The following is a 21,696-nucleotide window of genomic DNA, read 5'->3' as shown; positions in this document are numbered from 1 at the left end:
AGAAATGAAAAATATAACGATTAAATCATTGACAGCTGTCGCCCTTCTTGCTAGTCTGTCTTCTTGCAGTGATTTCTTAGATCAAAGTTCTCCTTCATCTTTAGACGGTAAGAACATTTTCAGTACTTATGAATATGCACAAGGCACCATTGCCAATATCTATCAGGAATTTGGAGAGCAAAACTATCGTGCACGTGCTATTTGGTATGGATACAATACAGATATAGAATACTATAACAGTTCGGACAAGGCCGACGGAAAGGCAGACTTGGCAACATACAATGCCGGAGTCGGAAACGATCAAATGAACACTAGTACCGGGACCGACCTTTGGGCTAAGATATATGCCGCTATCGAACGTGCCAATCTGGCTATTGAAGGTCTTCGTGAATATGCAGACCTGACAAATGCCAATATGAAACAATTGTTGGGGGAAGCGCTCACGCTACGTGCCTTACATTATATTGACCTGATTAATATGTGGGGAGATGTTCCCGCACGCCTGACTTCATTGAACGCCGACAATATGTATTCAGGACGCGAAGACCGTGATGTCATCTACAAGCAGCTCATCATTGATTTGCAAGAGGCACAAGACCTTTGCGCGTGGCCTAATGAGATAGACGCCACAAAAACAGTGGAACGCGTGAACAAAGTCTTCGTAAAAGGTCTCCTGGCCCGCGTATGCCTGCAAGCATCCGGCTACGCTCAGCGCCTTGACGGAGAAAACCGTTTAAGTACGGATCCGGAACTATCCAAAGCACGTCTCTACCCTATCGCACTGCAAGCTTGTAAAGATGTAATGGAACAGGAAGGCACTTACGTGGCTTTAAAATCAAATTTTGAAGATATCTTCAACAACAACGGAATCTCAGGAGATGTTATCAATGCAGGCAGTGAATCATTGTTCGAGATAGGTTATAGCAATAACCCCGCACGCGGACGTATCATGTACACTTTCGGTATCAAGCATACCACTGCCGACAATATGACAACCATGCTTCAGGGAAGCCAGGTTGGTCCTACACCAACTTTCTTCTTTGACTATTCAGTAAAGGACTTGCGCCGTGATATAACTTGCTGCCCATTCCAATGGACAAAAGGCGTACAAACTCTTCAGTCTTTCAAAAGCTGGAGTTTCGGAAAGTTGCGTTATGAATGGACGAACCGTATGATTCCTACCGGAAACGATGACGGTATCAACAGACAATATATGCGTTATGCCGACATCGTACTGATGCGCGCCGAACTGGAAAACGAGTTGAATGGTGCATCTGCTGCCGTTCCTTACCTGACTAAGATTCGCAACCGCGCTTTTGCGACCTCCGACCGTGCAACAGAAGTTACAGCTTATGTTGCAGAAGCAGCTCTCAGTAAAGAAAAGATGTTCCAGGCAATTGTTGACGAGAGAGCTTATGAGTTTGCCGGAGAACTGATCCGTAAAGCTGACCTTATCCGTTGGGGAATGTTGAAAAGTAAAATGGACGAGACAAAAAACAAGATGAAAGCTATTGTGAGTTTGACCGATTATGATTCTAAACATCCTTACAGCCAGCTATCAGGCCATGCATATTATAAAATGAGCGCATATACCTGGACTCGTAATGGTATAGAGACTACCGAAAAGGATGCAAAACTGAACCTTTACGGTCTGAACTATGGTGAAATGGATATTAATCCGGAAGGCTATACCGAATTTTCAGACAGTAAGGGCGAAGCATCCACTTGGATCAAAGATAATGCCCTGGAAGATGTTATTGACTATCTCTATGTTCGCGACCCAGACAAATATCAATACTGGCCTATCTTTAACGTCAACTTGAATGATAATCCTAATCTTTCTAATTACGAGTGGTATTAACTAACTAAATGATTAAACAACAATGAAAAAATATATACTATCAATTTGTACATTAGCTGCCGTTTGCCTGGGTAGTGTTGCAGTGACATCATGTAGTGAACCAGATGATATCAATGATTTAGTTCTTAATCGTGTCTTGTCGCCAACCGGCATCACTGCACGTATTTCACAGGAAGTAAACATCATTGTCAGTTGGAATGAAATGTCAGGAGCTACCTCTTACGAACTTGAAGTTTATGCGGACAGTCCCGACTATGACCAACGTACACCGGATGCCTCATATACCACAACTTTAACCGAAAAGACTTTAACCAATCTTATCGGAGAGACTGATTATTACATCCGCGTAAGAGCCATTGATGAAAACAATTCTTCCCGCACATCCAAATGGGTTGACATCAAGCGTACAACCAACCCCGAACAGAACATGAAAAAGGTAAAAGCCGGCGACATTCAGAGCACTTCTGTAAAAGTAACATGGACACCGGGTATTGAGGTCGATGCTGTCATCTGTGCTCCTACTACCGCAAACTCCAGTGCCAATACTGTGACGTATACGCTGAATTCAACCGACATATCTTCCGGCTCCGCCACTATCACAGGTCTTACACCGGAAACCAATTACAGAGCTACATTGAAGTTAGGTGAAAAGACTCGTGGTTATTCTACTTTCACCACTAATCTGGATTTGAGTGATGCTATCGAACTTACTCCTGCTGACGATTGGGTTTCTGCTATTCAAGATGCAATACCAGGCAGTAAATTTGCTCTTACACCCGGTGAATATGTGCTGACAGCAGCCAAATTACAAATTAATAATAATGTAGTCATTGCTGCTAAGAATTCTGCCGAGCCACCGGTAATCAACACTTGTATCCATATCTATAACGGCGCTTCACTCTATCTCTATCAGGTTGTGTTAGATGGAACGAATACTGATGGCAGTCAGGCTATTGAATACAAAAAGGAAGGAGGATTCGGTGACCTTACCATTAACGGGTGTGAAATAAGAAACTATATTAAAGGACTTATTTACATCAATGTTGCAGCAGTACCAAATACTATCAAGATAGAAAACTCCCTCATTCATGATATCGTGTGTGACGGTGGTGACTTTATTGATAGCCGTAAAGGTGGTTGGAACAATCTCACCATTTCAAGTTCCACAATCTATAACTCCGCCTCCAAGCGGGACGTACTACGTGCCGATGACGCATCAAACAGCGTAACTGCAAACATGGTAACTTCGATTGATAAATGTACATTCTATAATGTAGGTAACGGTGAAGCCAACTATCGCTTCTTCTATCTGCGATTCAAGGGTAACACCAACACGTTTACCAACAACGTAATTGCCAACTTCAACAACAAACGCGGCTTTGCCAACTCAAGTGCCGTAGGAAAGCCAACCTACTCGAACAATTATTACTACAACTGTAAGAACTTGATCTCATTGGCTGAAGGCAATACGGACACAACAGTAACGTGCTTCGACACAGAAGGAAATGTTCTTGAGAACAATCCGTTCGCCAACCCGGACAAGGCTGATTTCACTATCACTGATGAACTTTATCAGAGTTATGGTTTTGGTGACCCGCGCTGGCTGCCATAAACCACGAACAACATAGATACTAAAAAGAGAGGTCACTTCATTCCGATGAAGTGACCTCTCTTTTTAGTATCTTCACATGAAGGAAGAACTCTGTGCCTAAACTCGTATTATCTCCCCACTTTCTCTTTATACTCCGTCGGCGTCATCCCCACCTGCGCCTTGAAACATTTGCTGAAATAACGCGGGTCATTGATCCCGACCATATATGAAATCTGCGTCATATTAAACTCTCCGGTTTCAATCAATTGTGTAGCACGTTTAATACGGATTTCTTTGATAAACTCGATAGGCGCTAATCCGGTAAGCATTTTCAGTTTCTTGAAGAATACCGAACGACTGACAGCCAGTTCGCGTACCAAATCATCCACCACCAACTCGCCATTATCCATGTTCTGCTCCATTAGTTCCACCAATTTATCCATAAACTTACGATCGTTGGGAGACATATCGGGAACAGCAGGTTGTGCTTCCTGCTCCGGTTCAGTCCTGTTTTCTTCTCTTGATTCCCCCTCTGCCGATACAGGCAGATCTTCAGGAACAGCAGCCATGTTGATATGCATCAGGCTATCGCGATAGAAACTTTGCAGTTTCTTGCGCTGTATCAACAAGTTTTCTACACGGGCTTGCAGATAGGTGGCACTGAAAGGTTTCGTGATATAGTCATCTGCACCGTACTCCAGTCCTTCTAATTTGCTTTCGATAGTAGTCTTGGCAGTAAGCAGAATAATAGGTATATGGCTGGTCATCATATCCGCACGCAGTTCACGTGTCATTTCGATACCATCCTTTTCGGGCATCATCACATCACTGATAATAATATCCGGCAAATACTTCAACGCTTTACTCCAGCCTTCCATTCCGTCGGCCGCCTCCACCACCCTGTATACCGGAGTAAAGATGCTGCGCAGAAACTCACGCAACTCCTGATTATCTTCGACTAACAACATTAACTCTTTAGAAGTATCTTCCGCTAACGGTTCTTCCTCCGAAGACGATTTCTCAAACTCCGGACCAGCTGCCGTTACAAGAGTTTCAGATTGAAGCGATGCATTGGCAATGTCCACCACCTGCCCCATTCTTACCGGAGCTTCCGCATCGTCAAGGATAAATTCGACTTCTTCGTCATAATGTTCTTTCCCTTTCAGGAAGTCAACCTTGAAACAACTCCCTTCTCCCAAACGGCTGTCAACGGAAATTGTAGCCTTATGCATCTCCACAAGTTCCTTTACCAACGAAAGCCCGATGCCCGTACTAGCCTGATTGAAAAGATTCTTATCCACCAGATTCTCGAAGCGGACAAACAACGACTTCTTCTTGTTTTCCGCAATACCGATTCCCTGGTCCTGTACACCGATCGAAACGGTATTCTCATCTTCACGAATAAAAATCGTAATCATCTTGCCGTTCGGCGTATATTTGAAAGCATTGGAAAGCAGGTTAAACACAATCTTTTCCAACTTATCCACATCCACCCAAAGAAACAAATGCTGTTTCTCCGTCTCAAACAGGAAATCAATCCGATGTTCCTCGGCTACGGCTTCGAAATTATCCATGACCTTACGGACAAAGGGCACGACATCCACACGTTGCACCTGCATCTTCATCTTCTTGTTCTGAATCTTGCGGAAGTCCAGAATCTGATTGACAAGACGAAGCATACGGTTAGTATTCCTCTCTACCACCACCAACTGTTCACGGACGTCCTCCGGTAACTTATCATTCTTCAAGACTTGTTCAACGGGACCCGCAATCAGCGTCAGCGGCGTACGAAGTTCATGGGAAATATTAGTAAAGAAACGCAGCTTTATATCCGAAATCTGCTGTTCTATGGATACCTCATGCTTCAACCGATAAATAGTAAACAGGATATAAACTGCCACAAGAATGATAACTAGAATCAACAGCACATAGAGTACGTATGCCACCGGGGTTTCCCAAAACGAGGGAAGAATGACAATATCCAGCACACGTTCATTCTCTACCCACACACCATCACTGTTTGTAGAACGGACACGAAGCACATACTCCCCTTTCGGAAGATTCGTATAAGTCACACTACGTTGCTTGTCGGCAAAGGTCCATTGTTTTTCAAATCCGTCCAGAATGTAGGCATACTGCACATTCTGCGGATTGGTATAATCGAGCGCTGCAAACTGTACAGAGAAGATATTCTCATCGTGCGAAAGCACCAGCTGCTCCGTATCATCAATATCTGCCTGCAACAACGATTGTTCCCCGGGCACAACATCCTCATTGGCTACTGTTAATTTAGAAAACACGATCGGAGGCACATAACTACTCTTACGGATAGAATCCGGGTTGAAGATAAAAACCCCTCCACTGGCACCGAACAGCATATTGCCTTTCGCGGTCAATGTGGAAGCCGCCTCACTAAAACGTACCGGGAAAGTTATACTACGCTCATCATAACTTTCAAACCGTTCTTCGGAGGGGATGAATTTACAGATTCCATTCTCCGTACTAATCCATAAGTTCTGTTTATCGTCCTCGCGAATGGAAAGCAGTACATCCGAAGGAAGCCCGTCCTGCACCGAGTAAGACTTAAACGCCCCATGTCCGTCTTCACTGATAGAGATCAGTTTGTTGAGTCCGCCACCAAAGGTAGCCAGATAAAGTTCCTTATCCGTAGTGGGGATAATCCAGTGCACATCATTGTTACTCAAACTTTGTGTATCGTTCGGCATACGGGAGAAGTGATAGAACTGTACATCTTCCGGTTTCTCGAAATTCTCGTCAAAGGCTACGGCACCCGTCGTCGTTCCCACCCACAAACGGCCGTTATTGTCGGAAGTGATAAAACGAGCCTTGTAGCAGGGATCAATAGGATAACCTTTCAAATGGTTACGGTGATTGATAAACAAAACCTTTCCGTCCTCATTCTCCGTGAGATAATTGATACCACCGGCAAAGGTAGCCGCCCAGATTCTCCCGTTATGATCTTCGTACACACAATACACATTGTTATCGCTCAAGCTATACATATCATCCTCTTGGTGAAGATAACGGGTCAGCTTGTACGACATTCCCGAAGGAGAGGTTGCCTCGGCACGGATCAGCCCGTCACCTTTTGTCGCAATCCAGATCACTCCTTTCGAATCCTGAATGATAAAATAGGCTGTTCCCTTCACGGGAGTGCCGACAGTGGAAATTATGCCGTTTTCCGTCAGATATCCCTTATAAGTTCGATCGGCGTCATATATACGAAGTATACCGTCCTTCACACCGACCCAGAGATTCCCCTGTTTGTCTTCACAGAGGGCACGTATCTCATTATGCAGTGATTCATATTCCTGCGGTACGGGAGTCATCATCGAAAAAGGAACATTACGGTAAGTCACCTTTTCCAATCCCTTGGAATGGGTACACATCCACAAATTCCCTTGTTTGTCGGAGAAAGCCGAGTGAATCTTATTGGAGAAACGCCAGTCACGGCTGCCCAGTCCGTTATAAAAAGGAACCAGCCGCTTCTTCTGAGGATCAAAATATGAGAAACCACCTCCATACGGGTGTACCCACAGATAGCCGTTCACATCCTCATGGATATGAAAAGCAGGACGTGAACGTTCAGGATTACTATATTCAATAAGAATCTGCTCACGCGTCACTACTCCGGTAAACGGATTGAAATGAGCTACCACACCCGGTTCTTCCTGTTCGAACCAGACTTCCGAAGAACGGTCTACATAAGCCGATAGAATGGGTTTGGCAGGTAACTCCTTGCAAGTCAGAAATGAATAGTGTACCGATGCTTTCGTTTTCAGATTACAGGTAAAGAAACCGTCCGAATCCGTAGTGATGACCGACATATCCGGTGCAACCGTATGAATGGAGGTGATCCGCCCTTTGGTCGGAAGTTCGAGCAATACAAATTCTCCGCTTCTTTTCTGATATACCCAGACACGTCCGTGGTCCGAAGCAAAGCAAATATCCTCATCACGTTCCTGCACGGCATAGAAAGCCTGGTTCATTTCGCTAAGCTTTCCTTTGGTTTCCGTAAAATAAGAAACAGGTTCTTTGTCTCCTGGACGAATCATGCCCAACCCGTTGTCTGTCAGCAGCCAGTCATTACCGGCTTTGTCCTGATGTACTTTAAACACATGTAAAGAGGGAAACAATTCCGTCTTATTGGAATAAATATCCCATGTCAGCCGATGATTCTCGTCGGGATGAGTCAGAATGCGAATCGCACCGTCGTTTTCAGTCAGCAGCCAGACAGTTCCGTTCGGCATTACTTCAATGGTATGTACATTGAATGCACTCCCCTCCTCACCGGCTGCGGGCACTTGCTCGAAAGTTTCCGTTTTCGGATCAAAGCGATGAACGCGGTTGTCATAGGTCAACAGCCAGAGAAAACCGTAACGGTCTTCATACATACGGTCCGCCCGATTATTGGTCAGACTGATGTAATTTCCCTGTCGTGCCTTGTAAGTTTTGAAAGTGTACCCATTAAAACGGTTAATACCATCCCAGGTGGCAAACCAAAGATTGTCTTTATGGTCCTGAAGAATGCTCATGACTGTATTTTGCGACAGTCCGTCCTCAGTAGAGTAATGGGTGAAAAAGCAATGCTGCTGTGTATGTGCCGTGAACACAATAGCTAGCAGGAGAATCACTGAAAGTAAAGTTTTCTTCATCATATCACTCGGTTCTGTGGCGTAAAGATAGAAAAATAACAGGATTTTAATACTATCTTTACCAGCTATTTAGCAGAAACAGGTTATTCAATAAAACAAGTTTTCAGTTTCAGGCATAAGAGTTCAACGTTTTACATCTAACAGATGATTTCCGTTTTTTACCGGATTCCACCCGTCATCACCGGCCAGCACTGTTTCTATCTCATATCCTTTAAGAGTTTTCAACTGATGGGAGAAAGCGGCACGTGCCTTCGGATTGGCACCTTCGCCACGACTGTCATACTCTGCATAAAAAGCAGTTTTCTCGTTTTCCTTCTTCCCCCAGTTGTTCCAGCCTTCGGGAAGGACGTGCTGTCCCAGTTCGCAACGGACAAATACGGCTTGTGCATACGGACGCCAGGGACGGGAGAGATATACTTTCTTCGCTTCAGGTGATGCGGTGAGCTTACAATCATAGAAGACGTAGCCATACTTTTTCCCTTGGTCGGTAGAAGGTGCGGTCACATAGCCGTCCCGTTTGCTGTGAATGTGGCAACGGTTAAAGACAGCCGTAGACCAACCGAAAATGAAATCAACTGTTCCTTCGATGTAACAGTCCTCATAATATTGACGACTTTGCTTGCCGTAAGTATAGAGGGTATCCTGAAAACCTAAAAAGCGGCAGTTCTTGAAGAAGGCACGGTCGGCGGAGACAAAGCAGGCAACTGCCTGCCCGACGGGACCGGCGGAGTTCTCAAAAGTGATATTCTCTGCATAAAAGTCCGGTGCATAAATATAGCAGCTCGATGAACCGGAAGTTCCCATGTTCTCGCCAAATACATTTTTCTTGTTGGCGAAGTCGTCATTGGTCAACGTCGCGCCTTCTTCTCCGATCAAGGAGACATTAATCTTGCTTTCGGGGATGATAATCTTTTCTTTATAAGTACCTTTACGTATCAGAATCGTGGTGCGGATGTTCTTACGGAAATCGGGAACCGCATTAATCGCTTCCTGAACGGTGAAGAAATCACCGCTTCCGTCTTGTGCCACCACGTAATCATAGTGGCGGATATATGGTGCCAGTTCCGGAACTGCTTTGCCGATTGCCTCTACTGCCAACCCGGCAATCACACGTGCACCATACACATTCAGATGAGTATTGTCTTCGCGGCCTTTCGGGAAGGCGGGAACCTGATCCGGTTCGACGAACATGAACAGTTTCTTTGACTCTACCGGGCCGAGTCCTTCCACCAAGTCGTGTGTTATCTTATTCATATCAATAAATGCAACTCTGAGTTCTTTCGCCACATTACGCGGAGAATCCAGATAAGCTCCGTGAGTATCGAATAAAACGGTTCCTTCTTTGGGCGGTTCACTTTCCCCCGGTGTCCGGCGGACATCTTTTGAAATGGAAGTGTCCTTAGGCTGAACAAAGTTACGGCGGACAATGGAATTGAACAATACGGGGATTCCCCCTTTGGCTCGAGTCTCGTTCACGTAGCGACGGAGATGATCATCGAAGGTGGTTCCGGGATCGGTATGGCGGGTGGGATCAGCTTTTTCATCATTGTGCCCGAACTGGATAAAGACATAATCTCCCTTTTTCACCTTAGAAATGACTTTTTCCCAGCGGCCTTCACTGATAAAACTTCTGGAACTTCGACCATTGGCAGCATGATTATCTATCCTGATATTCTCGGAGAAGAATCCGGGAAGTACCATTCCCCAGCCACGTTCGGGATTTCCTCCGTCCAGTTTCTTATTGGCCATAGTAGAATCTCCTATCATAAAGACAGTTACGACCGGTTTATCCGCACGAAATGCGGAACAGAGGATAAAGGCTGCTACCAGTAATCCTATCATTTTAGCCCCTAGTGTTTTCATATTCTTCACGCTCTTTTAGTTCTTCTTCGTTTTATCTGCCACCTGCAACATTTTGTCTTGCACCTGAACAAGTTCAGTTTCAAGGCTCTGAAACTTTAGTTTCAAGCGTTAGAAACTCTAGTTTCCACACGCAGAAACTCCAGTTCCCACATAGAGAAACTACAGTTTCCCGCCTCGGAACCAGGATTTCGAGCTTAGGAAACAAAAGCTTCAAGCTCCCCAACCGATCGGACATCTTATCTGTTCCTATTTATAAGGATACCAATTGCTATCTTCTTTAAAGATATTCTCCGGTGTATACTTCAATACATCTTTCTTTGTAAGCTGTTCGGCCCATGCCACACGTCCTTCAGTCTTTGCGCCTTCGCCCGTATTGCCAAATTCGGCATAACGGGCTGTTTTTTCATTCTCTGGATTCTTCCAGTTGTGCCAACCTTCGGGACGGATATGGTTTCCAAACTCACAGTTAATAAAAGCTGTCGCTGCATACGGACGCCACGGACGGCCCAGATAGACCTTTTTCACTCCCGGAGCAGCAGTCAACTTGCAATTCTTGAAGACATAGCCAAATTCTATATTTTGAGGAGTAGAAGCGGCAGTGATATACGAATCACGTTTGCTATGCAGCTCACAGTATTCGAAAAGTGCAGTGGAAGGTCCGAAGATAAAGTCGGTAGTACCTTCGATGTAACAGTTGGTAAATAAGAGCCGTGCCCCTTCCGAACCGGTATAGATAGTGTCCTGATTTCCCAGAAAACGGCAGTTTATGAACATCAGCCGGTCACCCTCGGTATGAAGTGCCACGGCCTGTCCCAAAGGAGCCGCATTATTTTCAATCGTTAAGTCCTTGAAAGTAATATCGTTGCCCGATACCTTGACGGTGTACGTACGGAATGTTCCCATTTTGTTAATATTGGCATGGTCGTCGTAGGTGATAATCGTATTTTCGGCGCTTTCGCCTACCAACTGAACGTTCTTGACCCAAGAGGGAATTACCAGCTTCTCTTTATACGTGCCGTTCTTGATATAAATTGTCACCGTGTAATCCATAAAAGCGCGGACCGCTTCCACTGCTTCCTGAATATTGCGGTAATCTCCTGTCCCGTCGCGTGTGACGACCAACGTATCTTTGCGCTGCTGTTGTTGCGAATAAACTGCCGTCTCTCCTACACCAAGAAAGAGAATTAGCAATATCCCTTTAAAAATAGTCCCTTTCATCGGCATAAATTACTTTTGTAAACGTTCATATTCCAAGCTAGCCATGATAAATGGCCCCACAACTTTGGGGTCGTTATTACGGATTGTTTCATTAATATAATAGTCGTAATCACCGGAACGATATACTTTTCCTCCCAACCCGGCTACTGCACAAGCCTTGGTTATGGTTACCAGGCCGTTCCTATCCACTTCGATAAAATTATCAAGGAAACCTTTATAGCCCTTCAACGCTACATCCAGATAAGATTTATCAATATATCCCTTGCGGACAGCCTTAAACAAGGAGTAGATAAACATGGCGGAACAGGACGATTCGACATAATTTCCTTGATCTCCGCTTCTATCCATGACCTGATACCAGCCTCCGGTTTTCGGGTCTTGCAGTTTCTTTACCTGCACAGCAATATTATTCAGAATAGCAAGCAGCGAATCCCTCCCTGTTTCGTGCTTCGGAATAAAATCCAGCGCATCTACCAACGCCATGGCATACCACCCCATAGCACGTCCCCAGCAGTGCTTCGACTGCCCGGTGACCGGATCCGCCCAACGTTCGGTGCGACTGACATCACACGCATGACGGTAAAGTCCGTTTTTCGGGTCGTAAGTATGGCGGGCGCAAGTGACAAACTGGTTAATTATATCCGCATAGTCTTTCGGAAGGTTGTTGCGGAATGCATATTCTGCATAAAAAGGAGCTCCCATGTAAAGTCCGTCCAGCCACATCTGATGCGGATAAATTTTCTTGTGCCAGAAACCGCCATCATCATTACGGGGCTGTCCTTCAAACTGGCTGTAAAGCAGATCGAGCGCTTTCTTGTATTTCGGATCTTTGGTTTGCTCATAAATACGGAAAAGAATTTTCCCGGAATTGATGCGATCCAGACTGTAATCGGTTAATTTATAGGCAGTAATCGTTCCGTCGGCGTGCACCATTGTATCTGCGTATGCAATGGCGTAGTCGCGGATTTTCTTGTCACCATACGTATCATAGACATCAAGCATGGCTCCCAATTCAAGACCGTGACAATAATCCCACTTTAGCTTGGGCTGAAAGTCGAGTTGCCAGGATTCCGGCCAACGGATCATTTCTGATTGAGTCATTCGTACAGACCAGGGGAGTTTCTTATCTACCTGCTGCGCCGACATCGGGAGAATGATTGCAGCCAGTGTAAGCAATATAAAAAGAACAGATGCAAGGGTTCGTCTCATGGTTTGTTATTTTAAGGATTCAACATACTCGTTTTTCACGCTACGAAAGTAGTGTATTTCTTCCAAACCGGATAGGAATTTTTAATCAACTAGGTGCATTTTTTGTTTTTCGTGTACGGAAACGACTATTTTTGTGCACGCAAACGTCAAAAATGTCCATTTTTGATGCAATATCTGATAAATTAAGAGTTTCGTTTTGGAAGAAAGCAAAAAAGGTCTTACTTTTGGCACGGTTTAAAACTAATGCCCTCTGGGGAAACACAGTAAATTATCATTAAAACAGAGAAAAATAGAACAGAATGGAAGAAGTATTTAAGTACATTATCGGTCTTGGAGCGGCAGTAATGATGCCGATCATTTTCACGATTTTAGGAGTATGTATCGGTATTAAACTTCCCAAAGCGCTCAAGAGCGGTTTGTTGGTTGGTGTCGGTTTCGTTGGTTTATCAGTAGTGACGGCATTGCTAACCAGCAGTCTGGGTCCGGCATTAAGTAAAATGGTTGAAATCTACGGATTGGAATTAGGAATTTTCGACATGGGGTGGCCTTCTGCTGCGGCGGTAGCTTACAATACCTCAGTCGGTGCTTTCATCATCCCTGTTTGTCTGGGAATTAACTTATTAATGTTGCTGACTAAAACAACCCGTACCGTCAATATCGACCTTTGGAACTACTGGCACTTTGCATTTATCGGCGCTATCGTATACTTTGCTTCCGACAATATCTATTGGGGATTCTTTGCAGCTATCATCTGCTACATCATCACGCTGGTAATGGCAGACCTTACCGCTCCTGCTTTTCAGAAGTTCTATGATAAAATGGACGGAATCTCTATCCCGCAACCTTTCTGCCAAAGTTTCGTTCCGTTTGCTATCGTAATCAACAAACTATTGGATAAAATTCCGGGATTCGACAAGCTGAATATCGACTCTGAAGGATTGAAAAAGAAATTCGGCTTAATGGGTGAACCCTTGTTTCTGGGTATCGTAATTGGTTGCGGTATCGGTGCGCTGGGTTGCGGAAGCTGGAAAGAAGTGGTAGACAGCATTCCGAGCATATTGGGTCTGGGTATCAAAATGGGCGCGGTAATGGAGTTGATTCCACGTATCACCAGCCTCTTTATCGAAGGTCTGAAACCGATCTCCGACGCTACTCGCGAACTGATCGCAAAAAAATATAAGAACAGTGCCGGACTGAGTATCGGTATGAGCCCCGCTTTGGTTATCGGACACCCGACGACACTGGTGGTATCCCTGCTTTTGATTCCCGTAACTATATTCCTTGCAGTCATTCTGCCGGGCAACCGGTTCCTTCCGCTGGCATCTCTGGCGGGTATGTTCTACCTGTTCCCGATGATTCTGCCTATCACGAAAGGTAATGTAGTGAAATCGTTTATTATCGGACTGGTAGCATTAATCGTAGGTTTGTATTTCGTAACGGAACTGGCAGGTTTCTTCACCCTGGCCGCAAAAGACGTATATGCTGCTACGGGCGACCCGACAGTGAATATCCCCGCAGGCTTTGAAGGCGGCGCACTCGACTTTGCTTCCAGTCTTTTCTGCTGGGGTATCTTCCACCTGACTTACAGCCTGAAGATTATCGGCCCGGCAATCCTCGTGGTACTCGCACTCGGAATGGCTATCTACAACCGTATCCGCATGACGAGAAATGATGCAAAAGAAGCATTGAACAACAAGTAGTACATAATATATAATTCAAATAAAGATTCGAAAGATGAAAAAATTAGCAATTGCAATGATGTTGGGTATCGCAGCGATGTCTGCTTCTGCCCAGGTAAATTACAAGATGCAAGTGGCTTGCAATCCGCAAGACGTGAAAACGTATGATACAAACCGCCTGCGTAGTAGCTTCCTTATGGAAAAAGTAATGGTTCCGAACGAAATCAACGTTACTTATTCTATGTACGACCGTTTTATCTTCGGTGGTGCCGTGCCTACAACAAAAGAACTGGTACTGGAAACAATCGATCCGCTGAAAGCTAAGTTTTTCCTTGAACGCCGCGAACTGGGGGTTATCAACGTAGGTGGCGAAGGAATCGTGACCGTAGACGGCAAAGAATATACATTGAAGTTCAAAGATGCACTGTACGTTGGTAGAGGCAAGCAGAAAGTGACTTTCAAGAGCAAAGACTCAAGCAATCCTGCCAAGTTCTACATCAACTCTGCTACTGCTCACAAAGAATACAAAACGCAGTTAATTACGATTGACGGACGTAAAGGCTCTCTGAAAGCCAACTCTTTCCCTGCCGGAAAATTGGAAGAAAGCAACGACCGCGTTATCAACCAGTTGATTGTAAACAATGTACTTGAAGAAGGTCCTTGCCAACTGCAAATGGGATTGACGGAACTGAAACCGGGTAGCGTATGGAACACGATGCCTGCACATACTCACAGCCGCCGCATCGAGGCATACTTCTACTTCAATGTACCGACCGGCAACTCTATCTGCCACTTCATGGGCGAGCCTCAGGAAGAACGCATCGTATGGATGCAGAACGAACAGGCTATCATGTCACCGGAATGGTCTATCCACGCTGCTGCCGGAACAAGCAACTATATGTTCATCTGGGGCATGGCTGGTGAAAACCTCGACTACGGAGATATGGATAAGATTAAATATACAGAAATGCGCTAATCATTGCGCATCTCTGCAACCATATAAACAATCCGAGAAACTTCATTCATTCCTCTGTATAAGGAAAGAATGAAGTTTTCCGGATTTATCATATTCTTCTCCCAAAGAATACAAATGTAACACCTGACATATACTATGCAACAAAATCATCCTATAATGCAACGAATTATACATGATTTTGACCAATTATTACAAATAACTTTCATTCGAAATACCGACCTTTGTCAGCAAATCAAAATCTATTAAATCCATTATCATGAATGCATTTCAAAAAACAGGCGAAAAAATGACAAACTACAGATGGACTATCTGTGCTATGCTATTTTTTGCAACAACAGTTAATTATCTCGACCGCCAGGTGCTATCGCTGACCTGGGACGAATTTATCAAACCGGAATTCCATTGGAATGAAGTACACTACGGTACTATCACTTCCGTATTCTCTATTGTATATGCAATATGTATGCTGTTTGCCGGTCGCTTCATCGACTGGATGGGCACCAAAAAAGGGTATCTCTGGGCAATCGGTGTATGGTCGGCAGGTGCTTGTATGCACGCACTCTGCGGAATTGTGACCGAACAATATGTAGGTTTGCACAGCGCAGCCGAACTAATGGCTGCTACCGGTGACGTGGTTGTTGTACTGGCTACCGTCAGTATGTACTGCTTCCTTGCCGCTCGCTGTATCCTTGCACTCGGTGAAGCGGGCAACTTCCCGGCTGCTATCAAAGTAACGGCTGAATACTTCCCTAAAAAGGACCGCGCTTACGCTACTTCTATCTTTAACGCCGGTGCCTCTATTGGTGCCTTGATCGCTCCCGTTTCCATTCCGTTGATCGCAAAAGCATGGGGCTGGGAAATGGCATTTATCGTAATCGGTGCGCTTGGTTTTGTCTGGATGGGTATGTGGGTATTCATGTATGATGCTCCTTCAAAGAGTAAACACGTCAACAAAGCCGAACTTGATTATATCGAACAGGATAAATATGAAGAAGGCGCCGCCCCTGTGATTGAAGAGGTGAAAGAAGAAAAGAAGATGTCTTTCCTTCAATGTTTCACTTACAAGCAGACATGGGCTTTCGCTGCCGGCAAGTTTATGACCGACGGTGTGTGGTGGTTCTTCTTGTTCTGGACTCCGTCTTACCTGAATACTCAATTTGACATCAAGACTTCCGATGGACTGGGAATGGCTTTGATTTTCACCCTTTATGCCGTAACAATGTTGTCTATCTATGGCGGTAAGCTCCCGACTATCTTTATTAATAAGACAGGTATGAATCCTTATGCTGCCCGTATGAAGGCAATGTTGATTTTTGCTTTCTTCCCGTTGGTGGTATTGCTGGCACAGCCATTGGGTACATTCTCTCCGTGGTTCCCGGTTATCCTTATCGGTATCGGCGGTGCTGCCCACCAATCTTGGTCGGCTAACATCTTCTCTACTGTAGGTGATATGTTTCCGAAAACCGCTATTGCAAGTATTACAGGTATCGGTGGCATGGCCGGTGGTGTGGGTTCCATGTTGATGCAGTTCGGTGCAGGTCTGCTGTTTGTTCATGCCGACGAAACGCACATGACATTTATGGGATTCGAAGGCAAGCCTGCCGGATATTTCATTATGTTCTGTATCTGTGCGGTAGCTTACCTGGTAGGCTGGGTGATTATGAAGGCATTAGTACCGAAGTACAAACCTATCGTATTGGATTAATCTATCATCTGATATAAAATGAAACAGGAAGGTATCCAATTAATAATACCTTCCTGTTTTTCGTAAAACAAAATATTCTAGTAAAACAAAAAAGCCTCTTCTCACGAAGAAGGCTTTTTAGGATTACTTATTCTACATTACTTCCTGCTTTTAAAATGAAAAAGAAGCATTCTAATAATGGAGGATAGTAATCGTTAAGATGAAAAAAAGGGAAGTCTCACGACTTCCACAATTCTTCTAACCTTAAATCTAAATCTCTATGAAAAAAACGTGTTGCAAATATAGGCGTTTGTTCATTATTGAGGTGTTAATGAATTGCATAAAGAGAGAATAAAAACTAACATCTGCAAAAATTAGCGAATTACCCCTGAGTCTCTATTAAATTTAATAAACTTTCATAAAGCGGGTTGGATTTCAGGTATTTCGGGACTCCTGTCACAAACATCTGTTTCCTTGCACGAGTAAGGGCTACGTTCAATTTCCGGTCTATCAGCACTCCATTCTCTTCTGTTAAATTCGACACAAATTTTAACTGATAATAACTATTAATACAACAGGAATAAATAATCACATCCCGCTCGCTACCTTGAAAACGTTCGACAGTATCAACCAATATCCGATTGAGCGCCGGGATACCTAACGCTTCTATTTCTTTTTTTATAAGTGCTATCTGACTGCGATAAGGTGTGATAACTCCCAAAGTACGGGAATCGTCAAAGTCTGTCCGGTGAGATTCATAGATTTGAGCTGCCAGACCTGCGACAATACGGGCTTCGGAATAATTTATCTTGGCCGACCCTCCTGCCTTCTCCGGCTGTGAAGGATAAAAAGCAAGACGGGAAATGTGTTCGGATGACTCTGTCTGATGCGACAGGCCTACCGGTATCAGATGTCCGCCATAGAAAGCCCGGTTGGCAAACAAGGCGACTTTGGGATGCATACGTCCCTGACGACAGAGCATATCGTGTGAACGGTGAACGGCAGGGCAATTCCGATAAAGACGTTCAAACAAAGAGTCTTTCAGGTTAGTCAGCCCGATAGCCAACAATGTTTCGTCATAGATAGCAGATTGCTCCGCTTTTTGCAGGACAACGGCAGGAAGTTGTTTATGATCACCGATCAGGATAAACTTATCTATCGCATTCCTGTCGCCTTCGCCGTGTGCACAAAGAATACCTAACAATTGCGGTTCCAATATCTGAGTAGCCTCATCGACGATAGCTACATCAAAGTGCTTCAACCGAAAGAGTTCGGGCTTTCCCGAAATGGCGGCCACAGTTCCTACCATGATACGGCAATTACGTATACGTTCATAAACATCGGCACGGCGTGTACAGGATGCCAACTCGTTTTCGATCAGATGTCCGCGATATGCTTCATCACAGGATAATTCGCTCCCTACACGGATAAAGTCGACAGCAGGACGAATCGAAGCAAGCGACTTGCATATTTCATCAACAGCACGATTGGTATACGAAAGTAGAAGAATTTGTGAGTCTTTATCGGCATGGAAAGTCTCCACCATTTTCTTCAGGGCACAGGAGGTCTTACCCGTTCCCGGAGGACCGACTAACAGGAAGTAATCTTTTGCAGCTTTCGCTTTCAATGCAACACGGGTGAAGTCGTCTTCCGCTTGAGCTATGAGTATATCCAATGATTCGTCAAACTCCGGCGGGCGCTGAGAAAGCAATAAATCGCGCCGTTCCTGCGTAGCAGACAGATAAGCATATAATCCTTGATACATCGAACGGAAAGTGGTATCCATCGTATCGTGCTCTATCGCATAAAGACTCCGGGCAGGAAGTACGGAAGGATTTTGCTGTGTAGCACGTAAACGGATTCCGACTTCATGATCCGTCAGATATTCAATATTTCCTTTGAATACCATTTTATTGGTAACATTATCTGTATCAGAGTTCCGTTCGTAAAGAATTATGGCATCGCCTTGACGGAAATTAGGGAGAAAAGTTCTTTCTCCTCCCACCTTCTCTTCCGGAGGGAAGGCCAACGTAAGACCGGCTTTATGTTCATCGGCTGCATGATTCTCCTTAATTCTCAAATCATAAAGAATCTCTCCTGCTTCGCATTTCTCCGCCAAAGTGGAAAGCCACAAGGAAGCGGCTCCGGTGCGTCCCTCATAATCCACATCTCCGGATTTGGAGGTATAAAGTTCTTTTGTTATAAAGTTATATATTGCATAGAAATATTTTTTCTCCAAAGGAGAGAGTGCTTTCAATTTCGACTGGAAATTGTCAATGGAAGGACGCAGGTAGGTTTCCCAAAAATGCCCTTTCAAACCTCGCTCGTTCAAGGTGAAGGAATTGATGCCTTCTAGTTTCTGCGCGGTATACTCCAGACTATTCCGTAACTGAATTCCATATTCATCAGCAACAATGCGGTTGCGCAAGTCGATCACCCGACGCACCAGTGCCCAGGAAGGACGGGAAGGATAAAGCAACGGATAGCGGGTGTATAGCAGATAAGCTTTCACTTTCCGGTGGTCCATTCCCATAGAATATTGCAGGACTGCCTGATAAAGCAACATTTGCACTTTATTATTCTCTTTCGGCTCCACTTTGCCACGGATAGCATATTCGTCAGCCTTACCCGATTTCATTTCGATAAAGGAGGACATATCCCGTTGCATATAGTCGAGACGCCCTTGCAGTCCGAGTGCTTCGCAAATATAAGACGGTTCGAGCACAACATCCGTCTTATCCAGTTCGTATCCGGCAGCATGGAAAGTATCGTTTACCGTTTCACGGATATGCTCAAAGTGAAGTTTACAGTCATCGAAGAACCGGCGTTCCTTTTCCTTGTCACGCAAATCGGGACAGGCTGCCAATTCGATAGGATAGCGCCGGAAAGCTTTCTGCATACACGCACGGTAATCAATTTCTTCTTCCTGTGCATGAATCCATTCATCCAGAAAAAGGTTGGCAATGTTTCCCAGCAACAAAGGGCGTGCATTCTCAATCGGCTGAAGGCGGGAAAGAACATAGTTTGCCGGATGATGCCCGTAGTCGCGGAAACATTCGGCAAGGGAACTGATGTCAAGCAGGTAATCCGGTTCGAGAACGATAAATGAAGGGGTCAATACGCCCGCTTCATCTACCGCAACGTCTAATAGATTTATTTGGGCATATTGCCATAGCAGCCGGCAGGTTTCAGCAAATTCTTCGTTTATCTGAGGAATGTTATAGCGAACCAAATAAGGTTTCTCCGATACTTCATCCAACGGAGTTACATATAAATATTGTTCATCGGCATACTGAAAGCAGACGCGCATCCGTTGCACACGTTCAAGGGCAGGAGGTGCAACCAGATAAGTTGCATCGGTACGGGGTAGCAAACGGTATAATTCAACAGGAACATCTTCACCGGACAATTTACGGATAAGAAAAGCCAATGTCTTGACGTCTCGCAAAAGATTCTCCCGGGTAGGAACAAGCTGGTGATTCAAAACCCGATTAGAAGTCAGACGGAATGTATGCAAACGATTCTGCTCTGCATAAGTAAGTTCGGTTTTGGCACCTACAAAACTGATTCTGGCGGAAAGGTCGGTCATTTGCAGACTCTCATTCTGCATCTCCGAACGACAAATACGTTCCAACAAATCACGCATTTGTTTATAGCCAACAACCAATTCCACACCTTTCTCCCGGCAAACAGCCAGCAGTAGTTCATAAGATTCTATTCCTTCATTTGCTTCCATAAAACAAAGGTACGTGATAAATCTTAATTCTTATGCAAATGAGTGCCTTCAAATACCCGACGATGTTTAAACTTCTTCTGTTATATCTTCTTCCTTCTTGTCTTTTATCATCAAAATACTCATTTCATACAACAGATAAAGAGGAATAGCTACCACACTCAACGTAAAGGGATCGCCCGTAGGAGTGATTATAGCGGCGGCTATCACGATGACAACAACAGCGTGACGACGATATTTCCGCAAGAAAGACTTGTTGACTATTCCCAACAAAGAGAGTAACCAAGTCACCAGCGGAAGTTCAAAAGCAAGTCCCATACAGAGAATCAACATCATAAAATTGTCAATGTATGAATTGAGCGAGAGAATGTTTTCTACTTCTGAACTTAATTGGTAAGTAGAAAGGAAGCGAAGTGTCAACGGGTAGACCATAAAATACCCCAACAAAACACCGATAAAGAACATGAATGTACCTATTGTCAGGGCTTTCCGTACTCCTTTACGTTCATTGGGATAAAGGGCAGGACTAATGAAACGCCATATTTCAAAAAAGAGATAGGGTATGGCAGTCACTACCGACAACATAAAAGCCGTTGACAGATGGATAAAAAAAGGAGCAGCCAAGTTAATATTGACTAACTTCACATGAAAATCTTGCGTGAAAAAATCATCAGTCAGATCGAATTTCTGTCCGATGTATCGTAATAAATCGTAGAATATGAAATCATTGTGGCAAGGTGCCAGTATCACATGATCGAAAACATAGGGCATAGCTATAAAATAGCCTATCGCCAACACGAACCAAATCCCAATCACCCGAAAGAGTACCTTACGCAGTTCATCCAAATGATCCCAAAAGGTCATTTCTGCCATTCGAACTTTCTTCTTTACTTAGCTGAATCTGCCGGTTTGTCAATTTCGTCTTTCGCCTTATTTATTTCATCTTTCGCTTCATTTACTCCGTCCTTGAAGCTCTTGACCCCTTTACCCAAGCCACGCATCAGTTCAGGAATTTTCTTTCCACCGAAAAGAAGAAGAATAACCAAAGCAATAATAATCCATTCGGAACCGCTGGGCAAAAAGCCTAACAATAATAAGTTTGTCATAAGTTTATTTGATAAGAGGTTTCTACTAGTTGGTGCAAATATAACATTTTCGCCACAGAGTAGCACAGAGTTCCACGGAGTTTTTTATTATTTTGCCCAC

General features: G+C 44.4%; 12 protein-coding genes. 5 read left to right on the top strand and 7 right to left on the bottom strand.

What is annotated here, in order from left to right; translation table 11 throughout:
• The first annotated feature begins 4 nt into the window (after window positions 1-4).
• Together BHV72_RS18620 and BHV72_RS18615 are read left to right on the top strand one after the other, a co-directional pair.
• The gene (locus BHV72_RS18620; protein ID WP_022041739.1) at window positions 5-1,861 is read left to right on the top strand and encodes a RagB/SusD family nutrient uptake outer membrane protein; all 1,857 of its coding nucleotides are present in this window, start codon (window positions 5-7) and stop codon (window positions 1,859-1,861) included.
• Window positions 1,862-1,883: 22 nt separating this feature from the next.
• The gene (locus BHV72_RS18615) at window positions 1,884-3,473 is read left to right on the top strand and encodes a DUF4957 domain-containing protein (protein ID WP_286857438.1); all 1,590 of its coding nucleotides are present in this window, start codon (window positions 1,884-1,886) and stop codon (window positions 3,471-3,473) included.
• Between the two features lie 107 nt (window positions 3,474-3,580).
• On the opposite strand, the gene BHV72_RS18610 is transcribed toward BHV72_RS18615, so the two are convergent.
• From BHV72_RS18610 to BHV72_RS18595, 4 genes are all read right to left on the bottom strand, one after another.
• Window positions 3,581-8,131 (bottom strand): hybrid sensor histidine kinase/response regulator transcription factor, encoded by a 4,551-nt coding sequence (locus BHV72_RS18610; RefSeq protein WP_286857435.1) that lies wholly within the window; start codon window positions 8,129-8,131, stop codon window positions 3,581-3,583.
• Between the two features lie 120 nt (window positions 8,132-8,251).
• Window positions 8,252-9,991, bottom strand: a complete 1,740-nt coding sequence (locus BHV72_RS18605) for a pectinesterase family protein (protein ID WP_195414262.1) — start codon at window positions 9,989-9,991, stop codon at window positions 8,252-8,254.
• 246 nt (window positions 9,992-10,237) lie between these two features.
• Entirely contained in the window at window positions 10,238-11,209 is a 972-nt protein-coding gene (locus tag BHV72_RS18600; RefSeq protein WP_195414263.1) for a pectinesterase family protein, read from the bottom strand.
• 9 nt (window positions 11,210-11,218) lie between these two features.
• Window positions 11,219-12,355, bottom strand: a complete 1,137-nt coding sequence (locus tag BHV72_RS18595) for a glycoside hydrolase family 88/105 protein (RefSeq protein ID WP_229093499.1) — start codon at window positions 12,353-12,355, stop codon at window positions 11,219-11,221.
• A 362-nt stretch (window positions 12,356-12,717) separates the two neighbouring features.
• Here BHV72_RS18595 and BHV72_RS18590 point away from each other — a divergent pair, with 362 nt between their 5' ends.
• The 3 genes from BHV72_RS18590 (at window position 12,718) to BHV72_RS18580 (ending at window position 16,778) form a co-directional block, all read left to right on the top strand.
• Window positions 12,718-14,118, top strand: a complete 1,401-nt coding sequence (locus BHV72_RS18590) for a PTS galactitol transporter subunit IIC (protein ID WP_005677222.1) — start codon at window positions 12,718-12,720, stop codon at window positions 14,116-14,118.
• A 34-nt stretch (window positions 14,119-14,152) separates the two neighbouring features.
• The gene (gene kduI, locus BHV72_RS18585) at window positions 14,153-15,073 is read left to right on the top strand and encodes a 5-dehydro-4-deoxy-D-glucuronate isomerase (RefSeq protein WP_005677221.1); all 921 of its coding nucleotides are present in this window, start codon (window positions 14,153-14,155) and stop codon (window positions 15,071-15,073) included.
• A 256-nt stretch (window positions 15,074-15,329) separates the two neighbouring features.
• Window positions 15,330-16,778 (top strand): MFS transporter, encoded by a 1,449-nt coding sequence (locus tag BHV72_RS18580; protein ID WP_005677217.1) that lies wholly within the window; start codon window positions 15,330-15,332, stop codon window positions 16,776-16,778.
• A gap of 361 nt (window positions 16,779-17,139) precedes the next feature.
• On the opposite strand, the gene BHV72_RS18575 is transcribed toward BHV72_RS18580, so the two are convergent.
• From BHV72_RS18575 to BHV72_RS18565, 3 genes are all read right to left on the bottom strand, one after another.
• The gene (locus tag BHV72_RS18575) at window positions 17,140-20,493 is read right to left on the bottom strand and encodes a DEAD/DEAH box helicase (RefSeq protein ID WP_286857426.1); all 3,354 of its coding nucleotides are present in this window, start codon (window positions 20,491-20,493) and stop codon (window positions 17,140-17,142) included.
• A 66-nt stretch (window positions 20,494-20,559) separates the two neighbouring features.
• Window positions 20,560-21,363 (bottom strand): twin-arginine translocase subunit TatC, encoded by an 804-nt coding sequence (gene tatC, locus BHV72_RS18570; protein ID WP_286857424.1) that lies wholly within the window; start codon window positions 21,361-21,363, stop codon window positions 20,560-20,562.
• Between the two features lie 14 nt (window positions 21,364-21,377).
• Window positions 21,378-21,596 (bottom strand): Sec-independent protein translocase subunit TatA/TatB, encoded by a 219-nt coding sequence (locus tag BHV72_RS18565; protein WP_005677214.1) that lies wholly within the window; start codon window positions 21,594-21,596, stop codon window positions 21,378-21,380.
• Between the last annotated feature and the right edge of the window lie 100 nt (window positions 21,597-21,696).

Source organism: Bacteroides sp. 43_46 (assembly GCF_001915455.1).
Lineage (GTDB): Bacteria > Bacteroidota > Bacteroidia > Bacteroidales > Bacteroidaceae > Bacteroides > Bacteroides caccae.
This window is presented reverse-complemented; position numbering and strand designations above follow the sequence as displayed.

Bases quoted from the DNA above. Each gene is read 5' to 3' on its own strand.
- BHV72_RS18620 (WP_022041739.1), top strand. From the start codon at position 5: ATGAAAAATATAACGATTAAATCATTGACAGCTGTCGCCCTTCTTGCT.
- BHV72_RS18615 (WP_286857438.1), top strand. From the start codon at position 1,884: ATGAAAAAATATATACTATCAATTTGTACATTAGCTGCCGTTTGCCTG.
- BHV72_RS18610 (WP_286857435.1), bottom strand. From the start codon at position 8,131: ATGATGAAGAAAACTTTACTTTCAGTGATTCTCCTGCTAGCTATTGTG.
- BHV72_RS18605 (WP_195414262.1), bottom strand. From the start codon at position 9,991: ATGAAAACACTAGGGGCTAAAATGATAGGATTACTGGTAGCAGCCTTT.
- BHV72_RS18600 (WP_195414263.1), bottom strand. From the start codon at position 11,209: ATGAAAGGGACTATTTTTAAAGGGATATTGCTAATTCTCTTTCTTGGT.
- BHV72_RS18595 (WP_229093499.1), bottom strand. From the start codon at position 12,355: ATGTCGGCGCAGCAGGTAGATAAGAAACTCCCCTGGTCTGTACGAATG.
- BHV72_RS18590 (WP_005677222.1), top strand. From the start codon at position 12,718: ATGGAAGAAGTATTTAAGTACATTATCGGTCTTGGAGCGGCAGTAATG.
- kduI (WP_005677221.1), top strand. From the start codon at position 14,153: ATGAAAAAATTAGCAATTGCAATGATGTTGGGTATCGCAGCGATGTCT.
- BHV72_RS18580 (WP_005677217.1), top strand. From the start codon at position 15,330: ATGAATGCATTTCAAAAAACAGGCGAAAAAATGACAAACTACAGATGG.
- BHV72_RS18575 (WP_286857426.1), bottom strand. From the start codon at position 20,493: ATGGAAGCAAATGAAGGAATAGAATCTTATGAACTACTGCTGGCTGTT.
- tatC (WP_286857424.1), bottom strand. From the start codon at position 21,363: ATGGCAGAAATGACCTTTTGGGATCATTTGGATGAACTGCGTAAGGTA.
- BHV72_RS18565 (WP_005677214.1), bottom strand. From the start codon at position 21,596: ATGACAAACTTATTATTGTTAGGCTTTTTGCCCAGCGGTTCCGAATGG.